At 73.4% G+C, this 26,552-nt stretch carries 26 protein-coding genes and 1 tRNA gene; 12 read left to right on the top strand and 15 right to left on the bottom strand.

Features of this window, described 5'->3' with window-relative positions; genetic code table 11:
- Positions 1 to 54: 54 nt before the first annotated feature.
- From E5082_RS28085 to E5082_RS28055, 7 genes are all read right to left on the bottom strand, one after another.
- Positions 55 to 738, bottom strand: coding sequence for a DUF8185 domain-containing protein (locus E5082_RS28085; protein ID WP_135794061.1), 684 nt, complete (start codon positions 736 to 738; stop codon positions 55 to 57).
- Positions 735 to 1,151 (bottom strand): acyl-CoA thioesterase, encoded by a 417-nt coding sequence (locus E5082_RS28080; RefSeq protein WP_030813986.1) that lies wholly within the window; start codon positions 1,149 to 1,151, stop codon positions 735 to 737. The genes E5082_RS28085 and E5082_RS28080 overlap by 4 nt, the downstream gene beginning before the upstream one ends.
- Positions 1,152 to 1,158: 7 nt before the next feature.
- Entirely contained in the window at positions 1,159 to 2,823 is a 1,665-nt protein-coding gene (gene ettA / locus E5082_RS28075) for an energy-dependent translational throttle protein EttA (protein ID WP_135794060.1), read from the bottom strand.
- Positions 2,824 to 3,024: 201 nt separating this feature from the next.
- Complete coding sequence (locus tag E5082_RS28070; RefSeq protein WP_373309991.1) at positions 3,025 to 4,434, bottom strand: Cys-Gln thioester bond-forming surface protein; 1,410 nt, start codon at positions 4,432 to 4,434, stop codon at positions 3,025 to 3,027.
- Positions 4,435 to 4,701: 267 nt separating this feature from the next.
- Positions 4,702 to 5,172, bottom strand: a complete 471-nt coding sequence (locus tag E5082_RS28065; RefSeq protein ID WP_135794058.1) for a single-stranded DNA-binding protein — start codon at positions 5,170 to 5,172, stop codon at positions 4,702 to 4,704.
- 346 nt (positions 5,173 to 5,518) lie between these two features.
- Entirely contained in the window at positions 5,519 to 7,288 is a 1,770-nt protein-coding gene (locus tag E5082_RS28060; protein WP_135794149.1) for a YfjP family GTPase, read from the bottom strand.
- A 30-nt stretch (positions 7,289 to 7,318) separates the two neighbouring features.
- Positions 7,319 to 8,929, bottom strand: a complete 1,611-nt coding sequence (locus E5082_RS28055; RefSeq protein ID WP_135794057.1) for a dynamin family protein — start codon at positions 8,927 to 8,929, stop codon at positions 7,319 to 7,321.
- A 271-nt stretch (positions 8,930 to 9,200) separates the two neighbouring features.
- On the opposite strand from E5082_RS28055, the gene E5082_RS28050 reads away from it, so the two are divergent.
- Positions 9,201 to 9,273: transfer RNA gene (locus E5082_RS28050), tRNA-Arg, on the top strand.
- 299 nt (positions 9,274 to 9,572) lie between these two features.
- Here the strand turns inward: E5082_RS28050 and E5082_RS28040 are convergent.
- Entirely contained in the window at positions 9,573 to 9,953 is a 381-nt protein-coding gene (locus tag E5082_RS28040; protein ID WP_135794056.1) for a hypothetical protein, read from the bottom strand.
- Positions 9,954 to 10,070: 117 nt separating this feature from the next.
- On the opposite strand from E5082_RS28040, the gene E5082_RS28035 reads away from it, so the two are divergent.
- The 3 genes from E5082_RS28035 to E5082_RS28025 all read left to right on the top strand — a co-directional run bounded on the left by E5082_RS28035 (position 10,071) and on the right by E5082_RS28025 (position 11,582).
- Positions 10,071 to 10,415 carry a hypothetical protein gene (locus tag E5082_RS28035; protein ID WP_135794055.1) on the top strand — a complete coding sequence of 115 codons (345 nt, stop codon included), beginning with the start codon at positions 10,071 to 10,073 and terminating at the stop codon, positions 10,413 to 10,415.
- A 76-nt stretch (positions 10,416 to 10,491) separates the two neighbouring features.
- Positions 10,492 to 10,875 (top strand): DoxX family protein, encoded by a 384-nt coding sequence (locus E5082_RS28030; protein WP_135794054.1) that lies wholly within the window; start codon positions 10,492 to 10,494, stop codon positions 10,873 to 10,875.
- Positions 10,876 to 11,294: 419 nt separating this feature from the next.
- Positions 11,295 to 11,582 carry a chaplin gene (locus tag E5082_RS28025; protein ID WP_135794053.1) on the top strand — a complete coding sequence of 96 codons (288 nt, stop codon included), beginning with the start codon at positions 11,295 to 11,297 and terminating at the stop codon, positions 11,580 to 11,582.
- A gap of 126 nt (positions 11,583 to 11,708) precedes the next feature.
- Here E5082_RS28025 and E5082_RS28020 read toward each other — a convergent pair whose 3' ends face one another.
- The 5 genes from E5082_RS28020 to E5082_RS28000 all read right to left on the bottom strand — a co-directional run bounded on the left by E5082_RS28020 (position 11,709) and on the right by E5082_RS28000 (position 14,568).
- On the bottom strand, positions 11,709 to 12,575 hold the full coding sequence (locus tag E5082_RS28020; protein ID WP_135794052.1) for a tyrosinase family protein: 867 nt from the start codon (positions 12,573 to 12,575) through the stop codon (positions 11,709 to 11,711).
- Entirely contained in the window at positions 12,559 to 13,041 is a 483-nt protein-coding gene (locus E5082_RS28015) for a tyrosinase family oxidase copper chaperone (protein WP_135794051.1), read from the bottom strand. The genes E5082_RS28020 and E5082_RS28015 overlap by 17 nt, the downstream gene beginning before the upstream one ends.
- 100 nt (positions 13,042 to 13,141) lie before the next feature.
- Complete coding sequence (locus E5082_RS28010) at positions 13,142 to 13,630, bottom strand: DUF5949 family protein (RefSeq protein WP_135794050.1); 489 nt, start codon at positions 13,628 to 13,630, stop codon at positions 13,142 to 13,144.
- 204 nt (positions 13,631 to 13,834) lie between these two features.
- The gene (locus tag E5082_RS28005) at positions 13,835 to 14,122 is read right to left on the bottom strand and encodes a hypothetical protein (protein ID WP_135794147.1); all 288 of its coding nucleotides are present in this window, start codon (positions 14,120 to 14,122) and stop codon (positions 13,835 to 13,837) included.
- Between the two features lie 206 nt (positions 14,123 to 14,328).
- Positions 14,329 to 14,568, bottom strand: a complete 240-nt coding sequence (locus tag E5082_RS28000) for a chaplin (RefSeq protein WP_135794049.1) — start codon at positions 14,566 to 14,568, stop codon at positions 14,329 to 14,331.
- Between the two features lie 569 nt (positions 14,569 to 15,137).
- Between E5082_RS28000 and E5082_RS27995 the strand changes: the two genes are divergently transcribed.
- The 8 genes from E5082_RS27995 to E5082_RS27960 are packed head-to-tail and all read left to right on the top strand — an operon-like array spanning position 15,138 to position 24,355.
- Entirely contained in the window at positions 15,138 to 16,298 is a 1,161-nt protein-coding gene (locus tag E5082_RS27995; RefSeq protein WP_135794048.1) for a glycosyltransferase family 4 protein, read from the top strand.
- Complete coding sequence (locus E5082_RS27990) at positions 16,295 to 17,698, top strand: exopolysaccharide biosynthesis polyprenyl glycosylphosphotransferase (RefSeq protein WP_135794047.1); 1,404 nt, start codon at positions 16,295 to 16,297, stop codon at positions 17,696 to 17,698. Before E5082_RS27995 ends, E5082_RS27990 begins: the two co-directional genes overlap by 4 nt.
- A gap of 3 nt (positions 17,699 to 17,701) precedes the next feature.
- A complete protein-coding gene (locus E5082_RS27985; protein ID WP_135794046.1) occupies positions 17,702 to 19,003 on the top strand; it encodes an O-antigen ligase family protein in 1,302 nt (433 codons plus the stop codon).
- On the top strand, positions 19,000 to 20,658 hold the full coding sequence (locus E5082_RS27980) for a lipid II flippase MurJ (protein WP_135794045.1): 1,659 nt from the start codon (positions 19,000 to 19,002) through the stop codon (positions 20,656 to 20,658). The genes E5082_RS27985 and E5082_RS27980 overlap by 4 nt, the downstream gene beginning before the upstream one ends.
- Positions 20,642 to 21,415, top strand: a complete 774-nt coding sequence (locus E5082_RS27975; protein ID WP_190045197.1) for a polysaccharide deacetylase family protein — start codon at positions 20,642 to 20,644, stop codon at positions 21,413 to 21,415. The genes E5082_RS27980 and E5082_RS27975 overlap by 17 nt, the downstream gene beginning before the upstream one ends.
- Positions 21,415 to 22,572, top strand: coding sequence for a glycosyltransferase (locus tag E5082_RS27970; protein ID WP_135794044.1), 1,158 nt, complete (start codon positions 21,415 to 21,417; stop codon positions 22,570 to 22,572). Before E5082_RS27975 ends, E5082_RS27970 begins: the two co-directional genes overlap by 1 nt.
- Positions 22,569 to 23,225, top strand: a complete 657-nt coding sequence (locus E5082_RS27965; RefSeq protein WP_135794043.1) for a lipopolysaccharide biosynthesis protein — start codon at positions 22,569 to 22,571, stop codon at positions 23,223 to 23,225. The genes E5082_RS27970 and E5082_RS27965 overlap by 4 nt, the downstream gene beginning before the upstream one ends.
- Positions 23,222 to 24,355 carry a GNAT family N-acetyltransferase gene (locus E5082_RS27960; RefSeq protein ID WP_229918693.1) on the top strand — a complete coding sequence of 378 codons (1,134 nt, stop codon included), beginning with the start codon at positions 23,222 to 23,224 and terminating at the stop codon, positions 24,353 to 24,355. Before E5082_RS27965 ends, E5082_RS27960 begins: the two co-directional genes overlap by 4 nt.
- On the opposite strand, the gene E5082_RS27955 is transcribed toward E5082_RS27960, so the two are convergent.
- Together E5082_RS27955 and E5082_RS27950 are read right to left on the bottom strand one after the other, a co-directional pair.
- Complete coding sequence (locus E5082_RS27955; RefSeq protein ID WP_135794042.1) at positions 24,352 to 25,608, bottom strand: glycoside hydrolase family 26 protein; 1,257 nt, start codon at positions 25,606 to 25,608, stop codon at positions 24,352 to 24,354. The two genes, E5082_RS27960 and E5082_RS27955, sit on opposite strands and share 4 nt — an antisense overlap.
- A gap of 303 nt (positions 25,609 to 25,911) precedes the next feature.
- The coding region (locus E5082_RS27950; protein WP_135794041.1) for an LPXTG cell wall anchor domain-containing protein at positions 25,912 to 26,552 on the bottom strand (641 nt) is incomplete at its 5' end.

Genomic DNA, 26,552 nt, shown 5'->3' with positions numbered 1-26,552 from the left:
ACGGTGCCGCCGTGCGAGCGGGTCCTGGTGAACGAGGCCTTGTGAACGGGGTGTTCAGCGCACCGTGACGCCGAGCGCGCCCAGCCCCGCACGCCGTACGGCGATCGACCCGTAGGGGGTGCGCAGCCGGAGCCACGCCCCGGAGGAGAACAGGCCCGTCTCCTCGGCGCTGTCCGGCTCCGGGGGCCGCAGGAAGCCCAGCGAGTGCGCGGCGTGCACGGCCCGCACCGGCAGCCGGGTGGAACCGACCTCGCGGGACCAGATCTCCCGCCCGATCCGGTCCAGCTCGGCACGGGTGCGCTGCTCGGGCGCCAACTCCTCGGTGCGGGACCGGAATTCGGCCACCGACCGGGCCACGGTCCGATGCAGCACGGCCGGTCCGGGCAGCCCCGGCTCGGCCCGCCAGCCACCGCGCGGCGGCAGCACCCCGGCCCACGGGGGCCCCGTGACGGCAGCGGGCACGGCGGCGGTGGCCGCGCTCTCGTCCACCGACTCCAGCAGTTCGCCCGCGGAGACGGTCATGTCGAGGACGACGTCGAGCCCGTCCTCGTACGGCTTGGCGAGGCGCACCGCGCGGACGGCCAGCACCTCGAAGGAGGGCGGGCGTCCGAAGACGGCGAGCGCGGTCCCGGCCGCCTGGAGGCGTACCGCGGCCGCGCGGTCGTAGCGAAGCAGCCGGGTGAGGAAGGCGGCGAGGTCGGCCGCCTCCGTCTCGTCGGCGAGGTGCAGCACCGTCATGCGGCGACGGCCTTCTCCTCGGCGGACTCGTCCCGGTACTCCTGGAGGAACTCGCGCTCCTCCGCGGTGATCCGGCGCGGCCGCTGGGCCTCGAAGTCGAAGGGCACGACGACGGTGGAGGCCCGTACGTACACGGTGTCCGCGTCCTTCACCTCATAGGTGATGGTGAAGGACGCGGCCCGGATCTCGGTGATCCACAGCTCGACGTCCACCGGGTGGTGCCGGTGGACGAGCTGCCGCTTGTAGTCGATCTCGTGGCGCGCCACGACCGACCCCTGCTGGAAGTCCTTGTCCGGGCGGAACAGGAAGTCGATACGGGCTTCCTCCAGGTAGCGGAGGAACACCACGTTGTTGACGTGGCCGTACGCGTCCATGTCCGCCCAGCGCAGGGGACAGCGGTAGATGTGGCGCAAGGTGCGATCAGCCCCGGGTCAGCTTCTTGTAGGTGGCGCGGTGCGGACGCGCGGCGTCGGCGCCGAGCCGCTCGATCTTGTTCTTCTCGTAGGACTCGAAGTTGCCCTCGAACCAGAACCACTTGGAGTCACCCTCGTAGGCGAGGATGTGCGTGGCGACCCGGTCCAGGAACCAGCGGTCGTGGGAGACGACCACGGCGCAGCCCGGGAAGTCCAGCAGCGCGTTCTCCAGGCTGGAGAGGGTCTCGACGTCGAGGTCGTTGGTGGGCTCGTCGAGGAGCAGCAGGTTGCCGCCCTGCTTGAGGGTGAGCGCCAGGTTGAGGCGGTTGCGCTCACCGCCGGACAGCACGCCCGCGGGCTTCTGCTGGTCCGGGCCCTTGAAGCCGAAGGCCGACACGTACGCGCGGCTCGGCATCTCGACCTGGCCGACGTTGATGTAGTCGAGCCCGTCGGACACGACCTCCCACAGCGTCTTCTTGGGGTCGATGTTCTCGCGGCTCTGGTCGACGTAGGAGATCTTGACCGTGTCGCCGACCTTGATGTCACCGGCGTCCGGGGTCTCCAGGCCCTGGATCATCTTGAACAGCGTGGTCTTGCCGGCGCCGTTCGGGCCGATGACGCCCACGATGCCGTTGCGCGGCAGGGTGAAGCTGAGGTCGTCGACGAGGATCTTCTCGCCGAACGCCTTGTTGAGGTCGTTGACCTCGACCACGATGCTGCCCAGACGCGGGCCCGGCGGGATCTGGATCTCCTCGAAGTCCAGCTTCCGCATCTTGTCGGCCTCGGCCGCCATCTCCTCGTAGCGGGCGAGGCGGGCCTTGGACTTCGCCTGGCGGCCCTTGGCGTTGGACCGCACCCACTCCAGCTCTTCCTTGAGCCGCTTGGCGCGCTTGGCGTCCTTCTGGCCCTCGACCTTCAGACGCGTCTGCTTGGTCTCCAGGTAGGTGGAGTAGTTGCCCTCGTAGGGGTAAGCGCGGCCGCGGTCGAGCTCGAGGATCCACTCCGCGACGTTGTCCAGGAAGTACCGGTCGTGGGTGATCGCCACGACGGTGCCCGGGTACTTGGCGAGGTGCTGCTCCAGCCAGTTCACCGACTCGGCGTCGAGGTGGTTGGTGGGCTCGTCGAGGAGCAGCAGGTCGGGCTGCTCAAGGAGCAGCTTGCAGAGCGCGACGCGGCGCTTCTCACCACCGGAGAGGTTGGTGACGGGCCAGTCGCCGGGCGGGCAGCCGAGCGCGTCCATGGCCTGCTCGAGCTGGGCGTCGAGGTCCCAGGCGTTGGCGTGGTCCAGCTCCTCCTGGAGCTTGCCCATCTCGTCGAGCAGCGCGTCGGAGTAGTCGGTCGCCATCAGCTCGGCGATCTCGTTGAACCGGTCGAGCTTGCCCTTGATCTCGGCGACGCCCTCCTGGACGTTCTCCAGGACCGTCTTCTCCTCGTTCAGCGGGGGCTCCTGGAGCAGGATGCCGACGCTGTAACCGGGGGAGATGAAGGCGTCACCGTTGGAGGGCTGCTGCAGCCCCGCCATGATCTGCAGCACGGTCGACTTACCGGCACCGTTCGGACCGACGACGCCGATCTTCGCCCCCGGCAGGAAGTTCAGGGTGACGTCGTCGAGGATCACCTTGTCGCCGTGCGCTTTGCGCGCCTTGCGCATGGTGTAAATGAACTCAGCCAAGAGAAACCGTCCGGCAGCTTGAAATCTGGCAGTGGGCAGATACACCCCATCTTGCCTGACCGCCACCCCTGGGGGGAAACGCGTACCGGCGGGGGGGCTGTGAGCTGGGGTACTTCTCGAGCACGGCGCGATCCGGTTCGGCGGTCAAGCCCTGCCAAGCTTCCCCCGGTCCCGGAGGACGGCTGGCGCGCGGCGGAGCCGTTACTCCCCCGCCTTGTTCTCCCGCCCGCGGAGAATCACCAGTACGGCGCCGCCGATGACCACCAGACCGATCGCCGCCCCCGTGATCACCGGCGTCAGCGCGGACCCTCCGGTTGCCGCGAGGTCCGTCCCCGTGGGGGCCTCGCCCGGCAGGGTGATCGGAGTCGGTTCACTCAAGGTCTGGGCCGAGGCCGCTGTGGCCGGGCCCTGGGTGGCGCAGTCGAGGATGCCGGTGAAGCGCTGGGTGAAGCCGCCCGGGCCGGTGACGGTGAAGTCGTAGGACTGGTCCTCCTTCAGGGGGACCGTGATCGTTTCGACCTTGCCGGGGGCGACCGTGTGGGAGGTGCCCATGAGGTCGAAGGTGAACGGCTCGTCGCCCTTGTCGGCGACCGTGACGTCCACCCCGCCCTTGGCGCAGTTCTTGCGCGCCGAGACCGCCGGTACGGCACCCTCGGCGGCCCAGGACGCGTCGACCGTCGCGGAGACCGTCGACTCGCTGGAGCCGGCGAGGATCTGCGTCTGGCTGCGTGATTCGGAGGCGAAGGCGCGGCCCACCGGGACGGTGGTGGAGGCCTGCACGGCCACCTGCACCGCGGCGTCCGGCGCGCCCTCCGGTATGTCGAAGTAGAGCCGGCTGCCGTCGTGCGCGGAGGTGATCACCTTGCCGGTGCGGTCGATGATCCGCATCCCCTCGGCCGCCGCGTCCGCCGGAGGCGAGACGGTCACGCCGGCGGCGTCGGTGTGCACGGTCACCGGTCCCAGCAGGTCACCGGGGCGGCCGGAGACCGCGGGCGGGTCCAGCGTGAGCGAGGCCCGCGGCTCGGCCGCGGGGCGGGCGCTCTTCTCCAGGTAGTCCGCGAGCTTCTCCGCCTGCGGGTCCACCGCGTCGACCTTCGCCGCGTCCGAGTAGCGCCAGATGGCCACCTGGGTCCCGGCCGCCGCGTCCTGCTCGGTCAGCCCGGTCGCGCCGGCCTTGCGGGCGAGCGCGTCCAGGTCGTTCACCTGGGGGTAGGAGTTCTGGAGTATCCAACGGATGCGCCCGGCGTTCGCGTTGGCGCCCAGCGAGGTGCCGCTCCAGGGGGTCTCCTGGTACTTGGCGTCGCGCTGCGTGGGGTTGTGCAGGTCGACGCAGTACGTCTGCAGGGTGCCGCCGCCGTCCACGGACATGTCGAACAGGCCGGCCGGTACCCGCAGGTCGGTGCCGCCGTCCTCGTGGATCACGGCCTCGCCGTACGTCTTGAGGCCGTTGATCGTGGCCGTCGCCCCGTTCTGCGTCTGCGGTCTGCCGTCGGCCAGGGCCGTACCGGCGCCGGACAGCACACCCGCCGCCGCCAGCCCGCAGGCCAGGGTCAGGGCACCGGCCTTCGCGGGCGCGGTGGACCGGGTGAACCCAGAGAACGCAGAAAGCACAGAATTCCCCTTCGAGCAGGACCCGTTGGACTTGGGGGGCGGTCCCACCAGCAGAAATCGCCAACCCCTGGGGGGTGTTCGCCTGGGCATCCTATGGATCAACGACGTCCGCACCCGGCGGTCGGATGGTCGTACGACTGATCCGAGCTGTAATCGTTATCGCGGGGGCGTGTCATGAGCTGGGCTTATCGACAAATCCACCGCTTTGGATGGGTGTTCGCGGCGCATTTGCCGATGAGCCACCTCTCGGTCGGGCAGCGGATGACGTCATGTCACCAACACGCGCTCCGGGTCCTGTTGAGCTTCCGGTTCCGCAGGAGGCGGTGTCTCCCACTGCGGTTCCGGACGCGTCTCCGCCCTACCTGGCGTCTCCGGTTTCGCCGAGCGCCGGAACGCCGCCGTTCCCCGCGTCAGATCGTGGCCGATCGTCACCGCGTCGATGTCGGCCGACGCCCAGGCCTGCTGCTGCCCCTCGCGCATCTCGGTACGCACCTTCAGCCGCCCCTGCACCACGAGCGGCTGCCCCACCTCCACCGACGCGGCCACGTTGACCGCGAGCTGGCGGTTGGCCCACACCGTGAAGAAGTTGGTGTGCCCGTCGGTCCAGACGTTCTTCTCCCGGTCCCAGTACCGCGCGGTCACCGCGAGCCGGAACCGGGCCGACGGGCCGTTCGGCAGCTCCCGGTACACCGGCCGCGTCGCCACATTGCCCACCACGCACACCACGGTCTCGTTCATCCTGGTCCCCTCCCTCGCCCGGCACTCCTCGCCGGACAGCCGGTGCCGCGACGGGCCTGTCCCGCCCGGCTTCCTGAAGCCGTGCGGCGCGCACCGGTCTCACTCGTGGCGCGCCGCACGACCGCCGATCACGGAGTCCGCCCGTCCCCCGCCCCGCGATCCGGGTCGGGCAGGCGGTGCGATCGCCGTGGCAGCAGACTGCGCCCACCCGGCCCCACCCCGCCGAGCGCTGTGGACAGCCCCCCACTTGTGGACAACTCCGTCACCCGATCAGGTGGCCCCACTCTCCACAGGCCGCCGCGGCCCACCCCGCCCCGGCCGCCACCTCGGTCCGGCCAGGCAGTCCCTACCGCCCGGCCCCCACCCCCGCGATCCGCCCGTACTGCTCCCGGACCTCCCGGTACCGCAGCAACTCCGCCGCCACCGGGTCCAGCACCCGAGCCCGGCCACAGCTCGCCGCCGCCTCCCGCAGCCGGCGCTCCGCCTCCTGCCCGTACCGCCGCGCAGGCCCCCGGGCCGCCAGCCGGCACCCCCACTCCACCAGCGGCCCGCCCACGATCCCGCACAGCATCAGCAGCACCGGCACGCCCAGATTCGGCGACAGCACCCCCGCGATCTGCCCGACCAGCCACACCCCGCCCACGATCTGCAGCAGCGTCATCGCCGCCTGCACCAGCACCGCCACCGGCCACCAGCCCGGCCGGGGCGGGCGTCCGGGCGGCAGCCCGGCCTGGCCCGCCAGCTCGTCGAGCGACTCCGACAACCCCTGCGACCCGTGTACGGCCGCCTCCCGCACCGCCTGCGCCCAGGGTGTGGGCAACTCGGCGGCGGCCTGGTCGGACACCGTACGGACCGCCTGCTCCACCCGCTGGCGCGCGGTCGCCTCGGCGTCCGCGTGCTGACGTACCGGGAGGCTGCCGGTCTGCGGGCCGCCGCGGTCCTGGTACCAGCGCCACAGCCGCAGCCAGGGTGTGCCGCACGCGCGGTTGGCGTTGCGCAGCCAGGCGCGTTCGGCGGCCTCCCCGGCGGCGGTGGCGCCGACCGCGTCCGCGAGCCGCCCGGAGAACTCCTCCCGCGCCTCCTCGCTGAGCCCGACGCCCTGCCCGGCGGCGTACACCGGCCGCAGATCGGCGGCGGCCGCGTCCACGTCGGCCGAGACCCGTCGGGCGGCCGCGCCCCGCTCGGCCACGAGCTTGCCGAGCGTCTCGCGCAGGTCGCCGACGCCGTCCCCGGTGAGCGCGGAGAGGGCGAGGACCGTGGCGCCGGGCTCGTCGTACTCGCCGAGCGCGATGCCGTCCTCGTCCAGGAGCCGGCGCAGGTCGTCGAGGATCTGCTCGGTGGCCTCGGCGGGCAGCCGGTCGGTCTGGTTGAGGACGACGATCATCACCTCGGCGTGGCCCGCCATCGGCCGCAGATAGCGCTCGTGCAGCGCGGCGTCGGCGTACTTCTCCGGGTCGACCACCCAGATGACGGCGTCGACCAGCTTGAGGACCCGGTCGACGTGCTCGCGGTGCTGTACGGCGGCGGAGTCGTGGTCGGGCAGGTCGATCAGGACCAGCCCGCGCAACTGCGCTTCGTCCTCGGCGCTCTGCAGGGGGCGGCGGCGCAGCCGGCCGGGGATGCCGAGGCGGTCGATGAGGGTCGCCGCGCCGTCGCTCCAACTGCACGCGATGGGCGCGGCGGTCGTCGGACGGCGCACCCCGGTCTCGGAGATGGGCACCCCGGCGAGCGTGTTGAACAGCTGCGACTTGCCGCTGCCGGTCGCGCCCGCGATGGCGACGACGGTGTGCTGCCCTGACAGCTTGCGCCGCGCGGTGGCCTCGTCCAGCACGCGCGCGGCCTCGGCGAGGGTCTGGTTGTCGAGACGGGCACGGGACAGGCCGACGAGTTCGCGCAGCGCGTCGAGGCGGGAGCGCAGGGGGCCGTCGTAGGCCAGCGGCGCCGGGGTGCCGCTCGTCGCCCCGCGCGCGGGGGCCTCCTGCGGTGCGGTGCCCTCGGTGACGCGGCGGGCGATGAGGCCGTCGTCCCAGGAGACCTCGTCATCGGGACGCTGATCGCCCTCCACGCGCGCGTGCGGCTCCTCGTCGGCGGGGGCCGTGGCGTCGACGTGATCCATCTGGTTCTTCTGGGCGGCGGCGGTCACCGGTCACCTCTCCTTCTGCAGTACGGACAGCGCGGCGATGAGTTCGGCCTGCGACTCGGCGTGGACGTCCAGGGCGTCGATGGGGGCGAGGCGGCGCTCGCGTTCGCCGTGCAGGACCCGGTCGACGTGCTCGGTGAGCAGGCGCCCGGCGCGGTCGCGCAGCCGCAGCGCGCCGTGCGCCCCGATGCGCTCGGCCAGCCCCTCGCCCGCCGTACGCGCCCGGCGTCCGCCGAGGACGACGGCGGCGGCGAGCGCGGCGACCGTCTCGGCGTCGGGGGCGTTGCCGCGCACCAGCTCGCGGACCTCGTCCTCGGCGTGCTCCTCCAGCTCGCGCCGCCAGCGCCGTACGGCGAGGCCGATGCGGTGCTCGGCGCTCTCCGGGGAGGAGTCGCGCTCGGCGAGTTCGGGGGCGCCGGCGGCGGGTTCGCGGCGCCAGGACTCCTCGACGCGCTCGTCGGCGGCGGTGACGGCACACAGCAGCAGCGCGCCGAGGCTCTCGGTGAGGGCGTCCAGGAGTTCGCCGGCGGTGCAGTCCAGCGGGAAGGCTCGCCAGCGCTTGAGGGCGTCGCCGGCGAGGACGGTGCCGGACTGGAGCCTGCCCCGCACGCGCGCGTGCTCGCTGTCGTAGGCGCCGTCCACGGCGGCGGTGAGGCGGAGGGCGGCCGCGTACTGGGCGGCGCATGCGCTCGCCAGCTCCGGCATACGGACAGCCAGCGAGTCGAGCAGGCCGTATGCCGTACGGGTGAGGGCGCTGCGGCGGGCGCCGGGGTCCTGGGCGTGGTGGTGCAGCCAGGTACGCAGCGACGCGACGGCGGAGGCGGGCAGCAGGCCGCCGCCCCAGGCAGACTCGGGCAGCTCGGGCACGGTGAACCGGGGCACCTCGCCGAGGCCGGCCTTGGTGAGCAGGGCGCCGTACTGGCGGGAGACCTCGGCGACGACCTGGTGCGGGACGCGGTCCAGGACGGTGATCAGGGTGGCGCGGTACTCCTTGGCGGTGCGCAGCAGGTGCCAGGGGACGGCGTCGGCGTACCGGGCGGCCGTCGTGACCATGATCCAGATGTCGGCGGCGCAGATGAGCTGGGCGGCGAGTACGCGGTTGTCGGTGATCAACGAGTCGACGTCCGGCGCGTCGAGCAGGGCGAGTCCGCGCGGGAGGGTTTCGGCGGTCTCGACGCGGAGCACGCGCGCGTGGTCGTCGACGGGCGCGTCGCTGTCCTTGGCGGACTTCTCCTGGTGGGGCCCCCACCGGCGGGTGAGGTCGGGCAGTACGCGCATGCCGCTGAACCAGTGCTGGTCCTCCGGGTGGCAGACGAGTACGGGGGTACGGGTGGTCGGCCGGAGCACGCCCGCCTCCGTGACCCGCCGTCCCACCAGGGAGTTCACCAGGGTCGACTTCCCGGTACCGGTCGAACCGCCGACGACGGCCAGCAGGGGCGCCTGGGGCGAGCGCAGCCGGGGTACGAGGTAGTCGTCCAGCTGGGCGAGCAGTTCGTCCCGGTTGGCGCGCACGCGCGGGGCTCCCGCCAGGGGGAGCGGATAGCGGGCGGCGGCGACACGGTCGCGCAGAGCAGCGAGTGCGTCGAGTAGCTGAGGGCGTACGTCCAAGGTCACCACATGCGAAGAATGCCCAATTTTAGGGGAATTCTGAAGCATATGGACATGCCTGCGCGCCGAAGGGACAGACCGGACGGAAGGGATGACTGGGACGCGGGCCCCCTCCCGGCATAACGAGTGCACAACACCCGGCGCGTCTGGGCGCAAAAGCGATGCATGATTCGTACCCGCCTGCGATTATCTTGACCGCTTCACCGAACCTCCACATCGAGCCACGGAGGCGCGGCGACAAGGTCAAGGAACGGGGAGCTTTATCCTTGACCCGCACCAGGCCCCCGTAGCTCAGTGGATAGAGCAGGCGCCTTCTAAGCGCTTGGCCGCAGGTTCGAGTCCTGCCGGGGGCGCGTTGTCCGGCCCTCCCTCGGGAGGGCTTTTTGCTGGTCGGGGCCGGTTTCAGTCGGTTGTCCGGTTAGGGTGCCCCGCATGATCACCGCTGATGCCCCCGTGTGCCCCGAGTGCCATCGGCCCATGCAAGCCGGCGGCCTCGTGCTGTCCAGGCGCGTGGACGACGGGCAGCGGGTCTGTCGCTCCCTGTGGCGGTGTGCGGGACGGCATACCTGGTGGGGCTGGGCCGACCGGCCGGCGGAGGGGCTGGAGATCTGCCCTGTTCCGGGGCTCTTTCGGTGAGCGAACCCCGGCCCGTTCACGCCGGAATCCAGTTCGGCCACTGTGGCGGGATGTTGCTTGCCGGGCACAGGCCCGAGTCGCCGGGGTAGTCGGCCAGGGTTCCTCGGGCGGCGAAGAACCACCACGCCAGGCCGATCGTCACGGCGGCCACCGAGAGGGTCGGGAGCCAGGCGCCACCTGCCAGGCGTCGGCCGATGGACCAGGACGCGAGACCTGCCGCCGCCCCGGCCACCACGATCACCGGGAGCAGGAAGTTGAGCTCCAAGCGGCCCCCGGCGTCGTATCCCGCGTCGCAGTACGCCCGCGCCCACACGGTCAGCGACCACGTGGCGCCACCCATGAGGGCGCCGAACAGCGCGGAGGCCGCCCAGGGCAGGCAGGAGTCGTTCTCGTTCACGACAGTGCAGGACAGCGGGCGTGGCACATACGGTTCCGCCGCATAACTCTGTGGCCCATACAACGGAAACGCCGGTACCGTCATGCCCCCGGCCGACCGACCCAGAGAGCGAACCCCATGACCACGACCACCACCCTCTGGCGCCCCACCGGCCCTGAAGAGCTGCGACTGGTCGCGGAGTCGGGCTTCACGGCATGGCCGCCTCGGCTCCCCGAGCAGCCCATCTTCTATCCCGTGCTGAACGAGGACTACGCGGTCAGGATCGCGCGGGACTGGAATGTGCGGCATGACGGCGCCGGGTTCGTCACACGGTTCAAGGTGAAGTCGGAGTTTCTGCGCCGGTATCCCGTCCAGCAGGCCGGCGGAAGCACCATCCTCGAGTTGTGGGTCCCGGCTGAGGAACTGGACGAGTTCAACGCGCACATCGTCGGCGAGATCGAGGTCGTGCACGAGTTCCGCTGAGGCGGGCATGTCACAGATCCCGGAGCAGCCCCGTCTCCCTACCGGAAGGAAGTCGACCGGTAGGGAAGTGGCACACATGGACCTCGCTCTCTGGATCAGCGCCTGGGCTCTGGCCGTGGTGGCTCTCTTCGGGGGTGTCAGCAAGGCCTTCGTGTCGAAGGAGAAGCTGGCCGCCGTGCATGGGGGAGGTTGGACCGAGGGGGTCGGCGCCCGGAGCATCAAGGTGCTCGGCGTGCTCGAACTGCTCGCCGCCGTCGGGCTCGTACTGCCCGCCCTCCTCGACCGCGTCCCCCTCATGGTCCCGGTGACCGCCGCCTGCTGGGTGCTGTTGATGATCGGGGCGATGGCCACCCACGGGCGGCGCCGCGAGTTCGGGTTCGTGGCGCTGAACCTGGCCTACCTCGCACTCGCCGGCTTCATCGCCTGGGGCCGCTTCGGCCCCGAGTCCTTCACCGGCTGAGTGGCCGCCTCTCCCACCTGCGAAGGTCTCGCAAGAAAACAGCGGGCAGGGGAAATTGCGATGCGGGCGGTAGTCATCGGTTACCTGCCTCGCAGCGGCGATCTCGCAAACGGGCACTCCCGCCTCGAACCCTGGAACACGTACACCGAAAACGTCGGGACGGAGCGGCAGTTGATCCTTCTCCGGGGCTCGGGGAACCCACCCTCCCCCTGCCCATGCGCGCCTTCCCTGACGCGGTAATGGGCACCACGGACACATCCTCCCGAATAGACCACCCCAGATTCACCCCTCATAAGGGGGAGATCCCCCACCTTTCCCCCGTGACCCCCTCTCCCGCCGACCGTTGTACGGGAAGTGCGGCGGCGATCTCTGCCGTCTCACTCCCCCCGAGCGACATGAAGCGACATAAGGAGAACGTGATGTCTCGCATTGCGAAGGCAGCCGTCGTGGCTCTCGGCACCGGTGCCGTGATGGTCGGTGGCGCCGGTCTGGCGCTGGCCGACGCGAACGCCGGGGCCGCGGCCGCCGGCTCGCCCGGCGTGGGCTCCGGCAACGCCGTCCAGGTCCCCGTCAACATCCCGGTCGACCTGTGCGGCAACACCATCGACGTGGTCGGCCTGCTGAACCCGGCCTTCGGCAACACCTGCGCCAACGTCGGTGAGCGGGAGCCCGTGCAGGAAACCCCCGAGGACGGCTACGGCAACTGAGCCCCGCCCCCTCCGCAGCAGAGCCCCGGCACCCTGAGCGCCGGGGCTCTTCGCATGCCCGAAAGACGTGCCCGCAGGACATGTCCGCAGGCTGACCCACCCAGGAACATGCCCCACCACACGCCCTTACGCGTACCTGTAGATCCCGCTCACATCCTCCAGCGAGTCCGGCGTGACGTTCCACGGCGGCATCTTGTCGAGCCGCGCGACGACCCGCCCGCGCTGCTTGTCACCGGGGCCGGGCTGGGTCGCCGGCAGGTAGCGGTGGTTCTTGTGCGCCTGCTGCCAGCGATACCACTGGTAGTCGAGGAAGGCGTGGTGCAGCCAGAACACCGGGTCGTTGACCGACGCCCCGCCGAGCATCACGCCCCCGACCCAGCGGTGCACCCGGTTGTGGTTGTGCCAGGAGGCGCTGCCGCCCCCCGTCCCCCACCCCTCCAGCTTGTTGCGGAAGCCCCGGGTGACGGTCGAGTCCCACGGGGAGACGTCGTACGCCGGGTCGTCCAGCGCCCACTGCAGCGCGCTCCTGGTGGGGAGCTGGATCGGGGCGGCGGCGCGGCCGAGGTCGCGGGTGAGGTACTTGCCGTCGGTGATGCCCTCCTTGATGGTCCAGTGCCCGGCCGCGTACGCGAACGGCCCGGTGGTCACCTGCCGGTCGCTCTTGCGGCCGTTGCCGCCGAGGAGGTCCTTGGTCCAGGGCACCGACGTCGTGCCGCGGTCGCGGGTCCAGTCCCAGTACGGCACCGTCACCGAGGAGTCCACCCGGCGCAGCGCCCGCTCCAGCTCCAGCAGGAAGCGCCGGTGCCAGGGCAGGAAGGAGGGGGCCATGTGGGCGGCGCGCAGGCCCTCCTCGCCGTCCGCCGTGTAGTAGTCGATGTGCGTCCGCACGAACGCGTCGTACTCGCCGCGCCGTTTGACCTCCAGCAGGGCGTTGACGAAGCGCCGCTTCTCGTTCGCGGTGAGGGCGGCGGCATTCTTACGCACGTACGCCATGCATGCCCCCCATCCCGTGTCCCGCGCGCTCTCCGCCGACCGGTCCGGGGGCCATCTCGCGCAGCCGCTGGCCGGGACCGATCTCGTCCACGGCGGCACGGGCCGCCTCCACGGGGGTGGCGTACGAGGTGTAGTGGTCGACCATGCTCATCCAGGTGCCGTCGGCGCGGCGCATCAGGTGCAGCGGGCATCCGTCGACGGTGATCTGCCACTCGCCCGCGTCCGCCCGGCGCACGGCGGCCGGGACCAGGAAGCCCTGGATGCGGTGACCGCGGTAGGTCTGGTCGAAGGCCCTGTTCTCCGCACCGCCGGACGGGGGCAGTGGGCGCGACGCGGCGACCACCGGGGCCAGCCCCAGGGCGGCCGCCGAGGCCAGCAGTCCTCGGGTCACCTCCCGCCGCGACGGTTTGCCTTCTCTGACCTGCCGTTCCGCCCCCACGGCCACACCACCGGTCCCGACGACCATCGCTCACTCCCTCGTCCACAGTTCGGCTTGTTCACAGCGGTAACCGCGTGGGGGCGTCCGGGGTCACCGCACGGCGGCCATCCGGGTAGGACAGAGGGCGTCAGCGCAGGCTGCGCGCCGGGAGCATGACGTGGGCGGCGGTCATCAGCGTCTCGTCGGCACCGGCGAAGGCGGCCAGCGCGGCGGGGTCGACGGTCACACCGGGGCGGCCCTCGGGCCAGGCGCGGGTGGTGAAGACGAGGTAGGCGTGTCCGCGCCGGGCCACGGCGTCCAGCCACTCCGGCGGGGCGTCGGCCTGGGCCACGAGCTGGGGCAGCCGGACGACGGCCTGGCCGGCCTCGACGAGCAGGGTGACGGGGAGGCTGGGCCGGGTGGCGCCGTCGATGACGGTGCCGATGGTCAGGCCGTTCATCTCCAGGAGCTGGGTGACGGCGGCCGAGGTGGCACGCGGTCCGCCCTCGGCGTCCCCGAGGGAGTACGCCAGCAGGTACGGCATGTCGCCGCCGTCGGGAGCCTCGCCGCTCCAGGCCAGGACGACGAGGGTGCCGAGGTCGGCGGCGCGGAAGGCTTCGCTTGTGGTTGAGGTCACCGCGCGACCCTATCCACGGGCGCCGGGCCTGCCGGGGGGCCGCTCACTCGTCCGGGCGACGGCCGGGTGGTGCTCCACACGATCGGGGGACGCGACCTCGAACACGAAGGGGACCCGACCTCGGACACGAGGAGAGCCCCGCCTCGGAACACGAAAGGGAGGGCCGGTCCGCGCGGCGCGGTCCGGCCCTCCCTCCACGGTGGCTCAGCTCTGCAGCGGCAGCCCGCCGAGCAGCGGGTTGTGCGTGTTCAGCGCGGTGGTGGTGCCCTTGACGGTGCTGAGGACGGAGTCCTTGTTCTCGGTGTTCAGCGCGTCGGACTGGTGCTGCAGCGGCATCACGTCACGCACCTTCAGTCCGCCCTTGGCGATCTGGTCCACGGCGCCGTTCAGGCTGCTGGGCGTCAGGTCGCCGGAGTAGGCGAACGCGGGCGCGGCGACGCCGGTGAGGGCGATGGAACCGGCCAGGACGGCTGCGGCCTTCAGGGACTTCATCATGTTCCTCTCCTCGGCAACTCGCGTCGCCCCAGGGATGTCCGACGCCATGCCCAACGAGTCACGGCCGAGGCGGAAACCCTGTGTCCACAAGACATATGAAATCCCGCGCGACCAGGGGGCACCCCCATACGACAGCGGCCCGGCCGTCCGCTCGCGCGATACGCGCGTGCGGACGGCCGGGCCGAGGCGTGTGCCGGACGACCTCAGTCGCTGACGCAGGTGCTGCCGAAGGCCGGGTTCAGCAGGCCGATGACGTCGACGGTGTCGCCGCAGAGGTTGACCGGCACGTGGACCGGGATCTGGGCGTCGTTGCCCGAGAGGACGCCCGGCGAGTTCGCGGCGACGGCCTCCGCGCCGGAGTCGGCAGCGGCGATACCGGCACCGCCGGCGACGGCCGCCACGGCGGCGGAGGTCAGGACCAGACCCTTCGCAATACGCAACATGGAGAGGTGCTCCTTGAAAATCGAGACAAACATCCGGGCGGGCTGCCCGACGCAGTGTCAACGCGAGCCGCCGCGAGGGGTTGTGCCGCCAAAGGGGTGATCTCCGCGTGAACCGCGGCCACATGGGCGGCCCGCTCGCGTCGTTGCGCCGCTCGGGCCTCCGCGCTCACTAGAGTCGCGGCCCTCTCCTCCGTACCAGGTCCGGACGCCGTACGTGGCGGGCACCGGCTCACGCTTCAGGGAGGCAGCGTGCCGCGCCGTCGTACACCGGGCGCACGGAAGTGGCCGGGCGCGGGTCCACCGGACGACGTACCGGAGCGCACGACCGGCGCGGCAGGGCGCGTACGGGTCGTGCGCCAGGCCGGGTACGCCAGGCCGTCCGGACGCGGGCCCGAGGGTGGCCGATCTCGGGCGCCGCGCGCGGGCGCGGCGGTGACCCGCCGGGCCACCTGCTCGTTCCCCACCGGGACGCGGCGAGGGCCGGTGTGCTCTTCACCGCGGAGGACGCCCGGCAGCGAGGCGCGGTCCCGACCAGATCCGAGCGCCCCTGTGAGCGAGGTATCCCGCCCATGCACCAGCCAGTTTCCGACGCCCGAGAACGGGTGCTGCATGTTTCGCAGCCCGTCGACGGCGGAGTCGCGCGGGTCGTGCTCGACCTGGCGCGGGCCCAGCTCGCGGCGGGGGTGCGCGTCGTGATCGCCTGCCCGGGCGGCCGACTGGCCACGGAGGCACAGGAGATAGGCGCCGAGGTGCGGCTCTGGCGGGCCACCCGGTCACCGGGGCTCGCGCTGCCCGGCGAGGTACGGCGGCTCGCCCGCCTCGTCGGGGACGTAGGGCCCGCACTGGTGCACGCGCACAGCGCCAAGGCCGGTCTGGCCGCCCGTCTCGCCCTGCGCGGCCGGGTACCGACCGTCTTCCAGCCGCACGCCTGGTCCTTCGAGGCCATCGGCGGGGTCACCGCCGCGCTCGCCCTGGGCTGGGAGCGGTTCGCCGCGCGCTGGGCCGAAAGGGTGGTGTGCGTCAGCGAGGCGGAGCGTGAGACCGGCGTACGCGCCGGGGTGCGCGCCGCGTACGCCGTGGTGCGCAACGGCATCGACCCCGAACGGTTCTCCCCCGCGCCCGCCCCGGCGGCCCGCGCCGGGCTGCCCGGGCTCGGGGCCGGACCGCTGGTGGTGTGCGTCGGGCGGCTGTGCCCGCAGAAGGGCCAGGACGTGCTGCTGGCCGCGTGGGAGCGGGTGCTGACGGTGCTGCCGGAGGCCCGGCTGGTGCTGGTCGGCGACGGGCCCGACCGGGAGACGCTGGGCGAACTGGCGGGACCGCGCGTGCGGTTCGCGGGTGAGGTCACCGACGTGCTGCCCTGGTACCGGGCCGCCGACCTGGTGGTGCTGCCCTCCCGCTGGGAGGGCATGGCGCTGGCGCCGCTGGAGGCGCTGGCCTGCGCCCGGCCCGTGGTGCTCAGCGACGTGGACGGCGCCCGCGAGAGCCTGCCGCCCGCGCTCGCCGGACGCTGCCTGGTGCCGCCGGAGGACCCGGACGCGCTGGCCGCCGCCGTGACCGGGCTGCTGTGCGACGCGCCGCTGCGCGCGGACCTCGGCGCCCAGGGCCGCCGGCACGTCCTGACCACGCACGACGTACGGGTGACCGCCGAGCGGATCGCGGACCTCTACCGCGACCTCCTCGGCACCCTGCCGTCCGTGTCCACCGAGCGCAGGGAGTCGACCCACCCGTGACCGCGGAAAGCATCGTCCCCTCGACCAGCGCCTCCGGCAGGGACTCCGGATACGCAGTACGGCCCGCGCGCGGCTTCCGATTCCCGGCCCGGCGCCCGCACTCCCCCACCGTCTCCCCGCTGCCCCTGCTCGCCGCCGACCTCGCCGCCGCCGTGGCGGGCGCGCTCGTACTGGACGCGGCCGTGCGCGGGCCGCTCGTCGTGGCCGCGCTGGTCACCGGCGCCCTGCTGCTGCGGCCGCGCCCGCCGCGCGCGGTGACCGGTGTGCTCGACGAACTCCCGTCCGTCTGCGGCCGGATCGCGGTGGTCTGGCTGGCGCTCGGCACGCTGACCGCCGTCCTGGAACCCGGCCGCGCCCTGACCCTGCCCGCGCTGGTCGTGGGCGGGGCCGCGCACGCGGTGGTCGCCTGTGCCGGCCGGGCGGCCGTGCACCGGCGGCGCCGGGTGCTGCGGCTGCGGCTGCCGAGCGCCGCGCTGGTGATCGGCCCCGCCGCGACCGCCCAGCGGGTCGCCGCCGCGCTGCTGCGGCAGCCGGACTGCGGGGTACGTCCCGTCGGCGTGGTCACCGACCACCCGGACGGCAGCGCCGGGCTCCCGGTGCTGACCTGCGGCGAGCAGGTCGAGCGGGCGCTCATCCAGAACGGCGTCGGCACCGTCCTCACCGTCGACCCCGCCGTACGCACCGAGAAGGGCCCGCTGCTGCGGGCGCTCGCCGAGTCGGGCTGCGCGGTGTGGGAGGTGGACGCGGACTGCCCGGCGTACGGGATGCGGGAGCAGCTCGCCGGGTTCTCGGTACGGCGGCTCGACCTCGGCGCCCGGCGGCGCGGCAGCGTCGGCAAGCGGCTGCTGGACCTGGTGGTGTCGGGCGCCCTGCTGGTGCTGGCCGCGCCGCTGCTGCTGGCCTGCGCGCTGGTGCTGCGGCTCAGCGAGGGTCCGGGCGTGGTGTTCCGGCAGGAGCGCGTGGGCAAGGACGGGCGCCCCTTCACCCTGCTGAAGTTCCGCACCCACCGTCCGGTGGACGAGCGGGAGTCGGCGACCCGGTGGAGCGTGGCGGACGAGCGGCGGATGAACCCGTTCTGCCGGTTCCTGCGCCGGACCTCGCTGGACGAGCTGCTCCAGCTCTGGAACGTTTTCCGCGGCGACATGAGCCTGGTCGGTCCGCGCCCCGAACGCCCCTACTTCGTGACGCAGTTCAGCCAGTGCTACCCCGGCTATGCGTCCCGGCACCGGATGCGGGCGGGCATCACCGGGCTCGCGCAGGTCAGCGGATTGCGCGGGGACACCTCGATCGAGGACCGGGCGCGCTACGACAACGCCTACATCGACAATTGGTCGCTGTGGCAGGACGTCTGCATCCTGCTGCGCACCGCGGCCGCCGTCGTGCGGTCCACCGGGAGCTGACGGATGAGCCTCGCGCTGCCGCTCGGCCGCCCCCGGCACTGGTCCCCGCTGCTGCCGGTGCTCGCCGTGCTCGTCCTGCTGGCGCTGCCCCTCTCCTCCAGCGAGGGGGGTGGCGCGGGCCCGGCCGACGCGGCGTCCGCGCTGGTCGTCGGCGCCTGCCTGGTGCGGCTGCTGCGGGAGCGGGCCCGTCCGCTGTCCGCCAGGGCCGCGCTGGTGCTGGGGCTGCCGGTGGCCGGGGCGGCGCTCGCCGCGATGGGCGCCGCCTCCCTGGGCGCCGGCCTCGCCGGACTCGGCCGCTACCTCCAGGTCTTCGTCCTGGTCCCGGCCGCCGTGCTCCTCCTGATCCGCGACCGCCGGGACTTCCGGCTGCTGGCCTGGGCGCTGGTGGGCCTCGCGCTCTGGCAGGGCGCGGTCGGCGTGAAGCAGTACGCCACCGGTACCGGTGCCTCGTACCAGGGCCGGATGATCCGCGCGGTCGGCACCTTCGGGCCGTACGACGTGATGGGGATGGCCACCGTGGTGGCGTTCGGGCTGCTGTGCGCGGTGGGGCTGGCGCTGGGGAAGGCGCCGGTGCGGGAGCGGGTGGTCGCGGCCGGGTGCGCGCTGGCGCTGCTGGTGCCGCTGGCGCTCTCCTTCAGCCGGGGGGCGTGGATCGCCACCGCCGTCACCCTCACCGCGCAACTGTTGCTGGCCGGGGTCCGCCGGGCGCTCAAGGTGGGCGCCGTGGTGGTCGCGGCCGGGGTGGTGCTGGTGGGCGGTGTCGGGGTGGGCACGGCGATGCTCCAGGAGCGGATCGACAGCATCACCAAGGTCACCGACGCCCCCGACCAGTCGGTCACCGACCGGTACACCATGTGGGCGGCGGCCACCGGCATGTGGCGCGAACACCCGCTGACCGGGGTGGGGCTGAAGGGCTTCCCGGAGTACCGGGACGGCCACGCCTCGCTCGCGCTGTCCTCGGGCAGCGACACCGAGGGCGCGGGCGTCGGCTTCCGCAGGCAGCCGCTGCTGTCCCCGCACAACATGTATCTGCTGGTCCTCGCCGAGCAGGGCCTGATCGGCCTGCTGTGCCTGGCGGGCGGCTGGCTGGCGATGCTGGTGCTCGGCCTGCGCGGCCTGCGGGCCGCCCGCCGTACGGGCCGGGGCCTGGACTGTGCGCTGATCGGCTGCGGCCTGCTGCTCTGGCAGCTCGTGGACTTCGTGTACGCCGACATCGGCGGCCCCTCCACCGTGCTGACGGCGGTGTGCCTGGGCCTGGTGGCGTGGTGGGCCCTGGCCGGCACGGGCCCGGAGGGCGCGCGATGACGCTGACGCCCGCTCCGGGACCGGGGACGACGACCCGGCAGCCCCCGCCGACCGAGCCCGAACACGCCCCGGTGACCGGGCGGTTCCTCGCCCGCGCCGCCCTGCTGACCGCCTCCCTGTCCGCCGCCGGTGCCGTGCTCGGGCTGGTCCGGGACCAGTCGCTGGCCCAACTGTTCGGGGCCGGGCGGGACACGGACGCCTTCCTGGTCGCCTGGACGGTGCCCGAGTTCGCGGCCACCCTGCTGATCGAGGACGGGCTGGCCTTCGCGCTGATCCCGGCGTTCAGCATGGCGCTGGCCCGCCGTGCGCAGGGCGCTCCGGGAGACCCCGTACGGGCCCTGGTCCGGGGGACGCTGCCCCGGTTGACACTGGCCTTCACCGTGGTGGGGGCGGTGCTGGTGCTCGGCGCTCCGCAGCTCGTCCAGGTACTCGCGCCCGGCCTGCCCGACCCGGCGCTCGCCGTGGACTGCACCCGCCTCACCGCGACCTGCGTCCTCACCTTCGGACTCGCCGGCTACTTCAGCGCGGCCCTGCGCGCCCACCGCCGCTTCCTGGCCCCGGCCGCGATCTACGTCGCGTACAACGCGGGCATCGTCACGGCGATGTTCGCGCTCGGCGGGGTGTGGGGGGTGCGGTCGGCCGCGTTCGGGGTCGCGGCGGGCGGGGTGCTGATGATCCTCACCCAACTGCCCTTCCTGGTCGGGCGGTTACGCAATCGCCATACGGCGGAACCGACGCCGGAGCTCCCTTCCGCCAAGCCGCACTCGGTGAACCTGCCGCTGATGGCGACCGTGCTGCTGTTCGCGCTGTGCCGGCAGTCCCAGGTGCTGATCGAACGGTTCCTCGCCTCCAGCCTGCCCTCCGGAGCCATCTCGCACCTGAACTACGCCCAGAAGATCGCCCAGATCCCCATGACCATGTCGATGATGCTCTGCACGATCACCTTCCCGGTGGTCGCGCGGGCGCTCGCCGAGGGCGACACCGAGCGCGCCCGGGTCCGGGTGGAACGGGACCTCGCGGTCGCCTCCGGGCTGGTGCTGCTCGGCACGGCGGCGGTCGTGGCCTGCGCCCCGCAGATCGTCCACCTCCTCTTCCAGCGCGGCGCGTTCACCCCCCAGGACACGGCGGCCACGGCGAGCGTGATGCGGGTGTACGCCCTCGGTCTGCTCGGCCAGACCCTCACCGGTGTCCTGGTCCGCTCCTACTTCTCGGCGGGCCGCCCCACCTGGTACCCGCTCGGCGTCATGTCCGCCGGGGTGTTCGCCACCTGCGTCATAGGCGCGGCCACCGTCGGCACCCGGGGCGTGACCGGCATCGCCGCCGCCAACGCCACCGGCATCACCCTCACCGCCGCCCTGCTGCTCTCCGGCATGCGCGGCCCCCGGCACGGCAGGCGGCGCGGGGTGCCGATCCGTACCCGGCACGTCCTGCGGGAGCTGGGCCGCCCGGCCGGGGCCGCGCTCGGGGCCGCCCTCGCCGGGGCCTGGGCCGCGAGCCAGCCTCTGGGCGCGCTCGCGGGGCTCGCCGCCGGGGGTCTCACCGTGATCACCGTCTTCGTCCTGCTCGGCTGGGCCCTGGGCGCCCAGGGCTTCGCACCCGCCCTCCGTTCCGTACGCACCCACACCCGAAGGCTCGCTCATGCCGTCTTCCGTTGAGTCCGCGTCCGTCCTCCGCACCGGCTCCCCCCGGCCGGGCCGAGGCGGTCCCGTCCCGTGGATCGCCATGTACCACTCGGTCGGCGACTGCTCCGACGACCCGTACCGCGTCACCGTCACCCCGGCCCGGCTGGAACGCCAGCTGCGCTGGCTGCGCGGGCGGGGGCTGCGGGGCGTGTCGGTGGGCGAGCTGCTGGCCGCCCGCGCGCGGGGCGCCGCGCGCGGTCTGGTCGGGCTCACCTTCGACGACGGATACGCCGACTTCCTCACCGACGCGCTGCCGCTGCTGGCCCGCTGGGAGTGCACGGCCACCCTGTTCGTGCTCCCCGGCCGGCTCGGCGGCGAGAACACCTGGGACCCGCTCGGCCCGCGCAAGCCCCTGCTGACCACCGACACCGTGCGCGAGGCCCACCGGGCCGGGGTGGAGATCGGCTCGCACGGTCTGACCCACGTCGACCTCACCCGCGCCGACGACGCCGTCCTGCACGCCGAAGTCAGTGACAGCCGAGCCCTGCTGACCGAGCTGACCGGCGCCCCGGTCCGGGGCTTCTGCTACCCGTACGGCACGCTCGACGGGCGCGTGGTCGAGGCCGTACGGGCGGCCGGTTACGGCTACGCCTGCGCCATCGACCCCGGCGAGCTGAGCGGCCCGCACGCGCTGCCCCGCGTGCATGTGGGGCAGAACGACAACGCCCTGCGGCTGTTCCTGAAGTACCGGTTGCACCGGCTGCGCCGCCGACCCGTGGCGGGGCTGTGATGCGGGCGCTGCACATCATCACCGGCCTCGGAGTGGGGGGCGCCGAGCAGCAACTGCGGCTTCTGCTGCGCCACCTGTCCGTCGAGTGCGACGTGGTCACGCTGACCAACCCCGGCCCGGTGGCGGCCGGACTGCGGGCCGACGGGGTGCGGGTGGCCGACCTCGCCATGGGCGGCAACCGGGATCTGGCCGCACTGCCCCGGCTGGCCCGGCTGATCCGGCGCGGCCGCTACGACCTGGTCCACACCCACCTGTACCGGGCCTGTCTCTACGGCCGGCTGGCGGCACGGCTGGCGGGCGTGCGCGCGGTGGTCGCCACCGAACACTCCCTGGGCGACTCCCAGATGGAGGGACGCCCGCTCAACTCGGGTGTACGCGCGCTGTATCTGGCCGGGGAACGTCTGGGCCGCTCGACGGTCGCCGTCTCCCCCACGGTCGCCGCCCGCCTGACCCGCTGGGGCGTACCGGAGCCGCGTATCGCGGTCGTCCCCAACGGCATCGATCTGGAGCCCTTCCGCTTCGACCCGGAGCGGCGGGCGCGCGTCCGCGCCCGACTGGGCATCCCCGGCGACGCGTTCGTGATCGGCGGCATCGGACGGCTGGCCCCCGGCAAGCGGTTCGGCATCTCGATCGAGGCCCTCGCTCAACTGCCGCCCGACTGCCACCTGTTGCTCGTCGGAGGTGGACCCGAAGAAGGCGCACTCCGCCGCACCGCCGCCGCAGCCGGAGTCTTGGACCGGGTGCTGTTCACCGGCGAGGTCCCCGGCCTCCCCGACGGCTCGACCGGTCCCGATCTGCCCGCACTGACCTCCGCGATGGACGTGCTCGCCGCCCCCTCCCCGGAGGAGGCGTTCGGGCTGGCCGTCGTCGAGGCGCTGGCGGCCGGCCTCCCGGTGCGCTACGCCTCCTGCCCCGCCGTGGAGGACCTGCCGCCCGAGGCCGCCCCCGACGCCGTCCGCGTACGCGGGGGCGCCGACGCGTACGCCGCCGCGCTCGCCGGGGTCCGCGCCGCCGGGCCGGGTCCGCGCACCGTCCCGGAGGCGGCCCGTCACTACTGCATCACCCGCAGCGCCGCCCGGCTGATGGACGTCTACACCTCGGCGCTCACCCGTACGGTCCCCTCGCCCCGACACCCTCACGGAGGCAGCCCCTCATGACCGAGAATCCCAACCGGCGCCGCCGCACCGGCCGTCTGCCGGGCTCCCGTGCCCTGCCGCCCTGGTCGCTGGTGGCCGCCGGGGTCGTCGCGGGCGGGCTGATCGGCGGCGGGTACGGCCTGCTCAAGGCCCCCGCTTACACGGCGACCAGCTATGTCATCGCCGTCCCCGCCGAGCGCTCGGACACCTCCACCGCACTCGGCTTCGCCCAGGCGTACGGCAGGGTCGCCACCCAGCCCACCGTGCTCGCCGAGGCGCAGGCGCGGGCCGGGGTGCCGGTGAGCACCCTGGCCGAGAGCGTGCGCACGGCCACCTCGCCGGACGCCCCGATGGTCGCCGTCTCCGCCACCTCCCGGCAGCCGGCGCAGGCCGCCGCCATGGCCAACGCGGTCGCCGCCGCGCTCGCCCAGCAGGCCGACGCGAGCAGGAAGGCCACGCACGTCGAGCTGCTCCAGTTCTCCCGCGCGGTGCGGCCGACCGAGCCGTCCTCGGCGTCGGCCGGGGTGACCACGCTGGTCGGCGCGGGCGCGGGCGGGCTGCTCGGCGGGCTCGCGCTGCTGGTCCGGCCGGGACGCCGGGAGGAACCCGACACCGCGCTCTCGGCCCCGCTGCCCGGCCCGGCCGTCGCCGTCGACGTCCACAGCCGGCTGTGACGGCGACGTACGCGGCGCGCCCCGCAACCTTCGCGCGTCCCGCGCTCACCACCCAACTTCTGACCGACGACATGGCGTTCGCCGCCCTCGCCCCCGCCTGGGGCCGCCTGCACCGGCACTGCGCCACCGCGACCCCGTTCCAGAGCCACGCCTGGCTGCACTCCTGGTGGCAGTCGTACGGCAGGCCCGGCAGGCTCCGCGTCCTGCTGGTCCGCTCCGGCCGCGACCTGCTAGCCGCCGCCCCCCTCACCCTCGCCCGCCGCCCCTTCCCCGCGCTGGTCCCGCTGGGCGGCACGGTCTCCGACTACGGCGACGTCCTGCTCGACGACGCCGACGACGGCCGCGCCCTCGCGGCCCTGACCGACGCCCTGTGGACGGCCGCCCGCACCGCCCTGATCGACCTGCGCGAGGTACGCGCCGGGGGCGCGGCGGAGCGCGTCTACGACCGCTGGCCCGGACCGCGCCGACGCGTGCCGGACTCCCTCTGCCTGGAGCTGCCCCCGGTGCCGATGGACGAGCTGCTCACCCGGCTGCCGTCCCAAAAGGCCCAGCGGGTACGGGCCAAGCTGCGCAAGCTGTCCGCGCTCGGGGTGGCCCGGCGCACGGCCGGTCCCGGTGAGGCGGAGGCCGCGGTGGCCCGGCTGCTGGAGCTGCACCGGCTCCAGTGGCAGGGCCGCAAGGTGACGCCCGAGCATCTGCGGCCCCGCTTCAAGGAGCACCTGGTGCGCGCGGTGGAGCCGATGGTGCGCTCCGGGGACGCGGTCGTCACCGAGTTCCGCATCGGCGAGGAGGTGGTCGCCGTCGACCTCACGCTGCTCTCCCCGAGCCTCGCGGGCGGCTACCTCTACGGGGCCCACCCCTCGCTGCGCGAACGCAAGGCGGACGTCGCCGTCATACTGCTGGACGCCTGCGCCGCGCACACCGCCGAGGGCTCCCACGGCACCCTGAGCCTGATGCGCGGCGACGAACCGTACAAGCACCACTGGCGCCCCGACCCGGCGCCCAGCGGGCGGCTGCTGCTGGCCCGGCGCCGCACCGCGCCGCTGCTGTCGGCCACGCTGTCCGACGCGGCGGCCCGCCGCCACGGCAGGGCGGCCCTGGCCCGCCTCGGCGAGCGCCGGCCCGGTTAGCGGGCGCCGGGCAGCCGGTCGAAGCGGAGGCAGACCCGGCCGCCGAGCCAGAACTCCACCCAGTTCCCCATCGCCATCTCCGAGCAGTCGGCGGGGGTCTTCGTCCCGGACGAGGGCGTGGGGGTGGGGGTGGGCTCGGGGGCCGGGGTCACCGGTGCCGCCGGGCTCGGCGTGGGCGTGACCGGAGGGGTCGGGGTCGGGGCAGGCGTGGTCAGCCCCGTGCGCCCGTACAGGGTCGTCCGGTACACCTCCGCCGCGCTCGGGTTGGCCGGGCACTGCCAGACGCCGTGCGGGCAGTAGTCGGTGAGGGTGTTGTAGAGCGGGCGGTGTTCGTCCATCCAGGCGAGCATCCGGCGCATGTACTCGGGGTTGTCGCCGTTGCGGAACAGCCCCCATTCCGGGTACGAGACCGGCTTGCCGTGCGCCTTGGCGAAGTCGACGTGCGCCTGGAGGCCGTAGGGCTCGGTGATCTGCTCGTCGAAGGGCATCCCGGCCGGCTGGTCGTAGGAGTCCATGCCGATGATGTCGACGGTGTCGTCACCGGGGTAGCACTCGGTCCAGGGCACGGCGTCCGCGCCCCTGCTGGGCGCGAAGTCGAAGCGGAACCGCTGTCCCGGCACCGCGCGCATGGTGGCGACGATCCGGTTCCAGTACGCCTTCCACGCCTCGGGGTCAGGCCCGCAGCGGTGGGTGTAGGTGATGCCGTTCATCTCCCAGCCGAGCACCAGCACCGTGTCCGGCACGCCGAGCTCGACCAGCTTCTCGGCGAGCGCGCGGAAGTGCCGGTCGAACTGTCCGGCGGCGGCCTGCTTCAGCAGCAGCCGTACCTGGACGTCGGAGAGGTCCTCCTCGTTGCGCTCCTGCATCGGCACGTTGAGGACGAGGGTGCGGTCGGCCTTCTCGCGCCGCCAGTGCGCCCAGGGCTCCAGGAAGCCGGGCGGGCCCTCGATGTCCCGCCACTGCCCGCCCGGCAGATAGGTGTGCGCGACCTTCAGCTCGGCGCCGCCCAGCCAGTTGCTCAGCGCGGGAATCCGGGCGATCCCCAGGGGGCCGGAGTCGAGGAACGCCCCGAAGTCGGGTCCCTGGTTGGCGGGCGGGGGCGCCGGGGTCGCGGTGGGGGCCGGGGCCGGTTCGGGCGCCGTCCGGTGTGGTCCCGCCGCGATGCCGGGGCCGGCCAGGACGACCGACACGGTGATCGCCGCGGCGAGGAGGGACAACCGCCCCCGCCGGGTCCTGCGCCACTGTGGAGCCATCCCGGCCCCTCCCTCCGCCCGGCCCTGCCCTAGCGCCTGATCAGCGCCTGTACTGACACCCAGTCACACGAACCGGGTGCTCGCCAGCGCGGTTACGGCTTGCGGGTGGCCGCGGCCCCCGTGTGGGTGAACGGCGAAGGCCCCGCCGGAGTTATCCGTGCGGGGCCGCCCGGCTGGCCGCTCCCGGCCCGTCGGCGTGGTGAGCGGCCGGACGGGACGCGGCCCGGAAGGATGCGTGCGGCGCCGTGGCGGTACGGCGCCGTCACCTCTGGGTGCCGGGCGCTCGGGTCCGGCACCCGGTGGTCAGCGGTGCCGGGACATCGTCCGGCCGCGCCGGAACAGCAGGACTCCGGCGGCGATCAGCACGGCACCGGCCCCCGAAGTCGCCAACAGCATGCGCGAGTTGTTACCGGTGTGCGGAAGGGTGGGCGGAGTGGTGTGCCCTCCCGGAGGGGGCGTGCTCTCCTCACCGCCGTACGGAGGCGGAGTGGTCTCCTCGCCGCCATAGGGGGGAGGCGTGGTCTCCTCGCCACCATAAGGAGGAGGCGTGGTCTCGTGGCCCCCGTAGGGCGGAGGGGTGGTGGTCTCCTTGCCGCCGTAGGGGGGAGGAGACGTTTCTTCACCGCCGTAGGGCGGAGGGGTGGTCTCCTTGCCGCCGTAGGGGGGAGGAGACGTTTCTTCACCGCCGTAGGGAGGCGGCGTGGTCTCCTTGCCGCCGTAGGGAGGGGGCGTCGTCTCGTCATGGCCGTAGGACGGCGGACGGGTCGTCTCCTCGTCGTGCCCGTAGGACGGCGGACGAGTCGTCTCCACGTCACGCCCGTAGGACGGCGGACGGGTCGTCTCCTCGTCGTGCCCGTAGGACGGCGGACGAGTCGTCTCCACGTCACGCCCGTAGGACGGCGGACGGGTCGTCTCCTCGTCGTGCCCGTAGGACGGCGGACGAG

The sequence above is a fragment of the Streptomyces griseoluteus genome, from assembly GCF_004784465.1.
In the GTDB taxonomy this organism is placed as follows: domain Bacteria; phylum Actinomycetota; class Actinomycetes; order Streptomycetales; family Streptomycetaceae; genus Streptomyces; species Streptomyces griseoluteus.
The sequence above is the reverse complement of the archived record's forward strand: the minus strand, read 5'-3'. Positions and strand labels throughout refer to the sequence as shown.

Bases quoted from the DNA above. Each gene is read 5' to 3' on its own strand.
- E5082_RS28085 (WP_135794061.1), bottom strand. From the start codon at position 738: ATGACGGTGCTGCACCTCGCCGACGAGACGGAGGCGGCCGACCTCGCC.
- E5082_RS28065 (WP_135794058.1), bottom strand. From the start codon at position 5,172: ATGAACGAGACCGTGGTGTGCGTGGTGGGCAATGTGGCGACGCGGCCG.
- E5082_RS28060 (WP_135794149.1), bottom strand. From the start codon at position 7,288: ATGGATCACGTCGACGCCACGGCCCCCGCCGACGAGGAGCCGCACGCG.
- E5082_RS28035 (WP_135794055.1), top strand. From the start codon at position 10,071: ATGACCACGACCACCACCCTCTGGCGCCCCACCGGCCCTGAAGAGCTG.
- E5082_RS28030 (WP_135794054.1), top strand. From the start codon at position 10,492: ATGGACCTCGCTCTCTGGATCAGCGCCTGGGCTCTGGCCGTGGTGGCT.
- E5082_RS28025 (WP_135794053.1), top strand. From the start codon at position 11,295: ATGTCTCGCATTGCGAAGGCAGCCGTCGTGGCTCTCGGCACCGGTGCC.
- E5082_RS28020 (WP_135794052.1), bottom strand. From the start codon at position 12,575: ATGGCGTACGTGCGTAAGAATGCCGCCGCCCTCACCGCGAACGAGAAG.
- E5082_RS28015 (WP_135794051.1), bottom strand. From the start codon at position 13,041: ATGGTCGTCGGGACCGGTGGTGTGGCCGTGGGGGCGGAACGGCAGGTC.
- E5082_RS28005 (WP_135794147.1), bottom strand. From the start codon at position 14,122: ATGAAGTCCCTGAAGGCCGCAGCCGTCCTGGCCGGTTCCATCGCCCTC.
- E5082_RS28000 (WP_135794049.1), bottom strand. From the start codon at position 14,568: ATGTTGCGTATTGCGAAGGGTCTGGTCCTGACCTCCGCCGCCGTGGCG.
- E5082_RS27995 (WP_135794048.1), top strand. From the start codon at position 15,138: ATGCACCAGCCAGTTTCCGACGCCCGAGAACGGGTGCTGCATGTTTCG.
- E5082_RS27985 (WP_135794046.1), top strand. From the start codon at position 17,702: ATGAGCCTCGCGCTGCCGCTCGGCCGCCCCCGGCACTGGTCCCCGCTG.
- E5082_RS27980 (WP_135794045.1), top strand. From the start codon at position 19,000: ATGACGCTGACGCCCGCTCCGGGACCGGGGACGACGACCCGGCAGCCC.
- E5082_RS27975 (WP_190045197.1), top strand. From the start codon at position 20,642: ATGCCGTCTTCCGTTGAGTCCGCGTCCGTCCTCCGCACCGGCTCCCCC.
- E5082_RS27970 (WP_135794044.1), top strand. From the start codon at position 21,415: ATGCGGGCGCTGCACATCATCACCGGCCTCGGAGTGGGGGGCGCCGAG.
- E5082_RS27965 (WP_135794043.1), top strand. From the start codon at position 22,569: ATGACCGAGAATCCCAACCGGCGCCGCCGCACCGGCCGTCTGCCGGGC.
- E5082_RS27955 (WP_135794042.1), bottom strand. From the start codon at position 25,608: ATGGCTCCACAGTGGCGCAGGACCCGGCGGGGGCGGTTGTCCCTCCTC.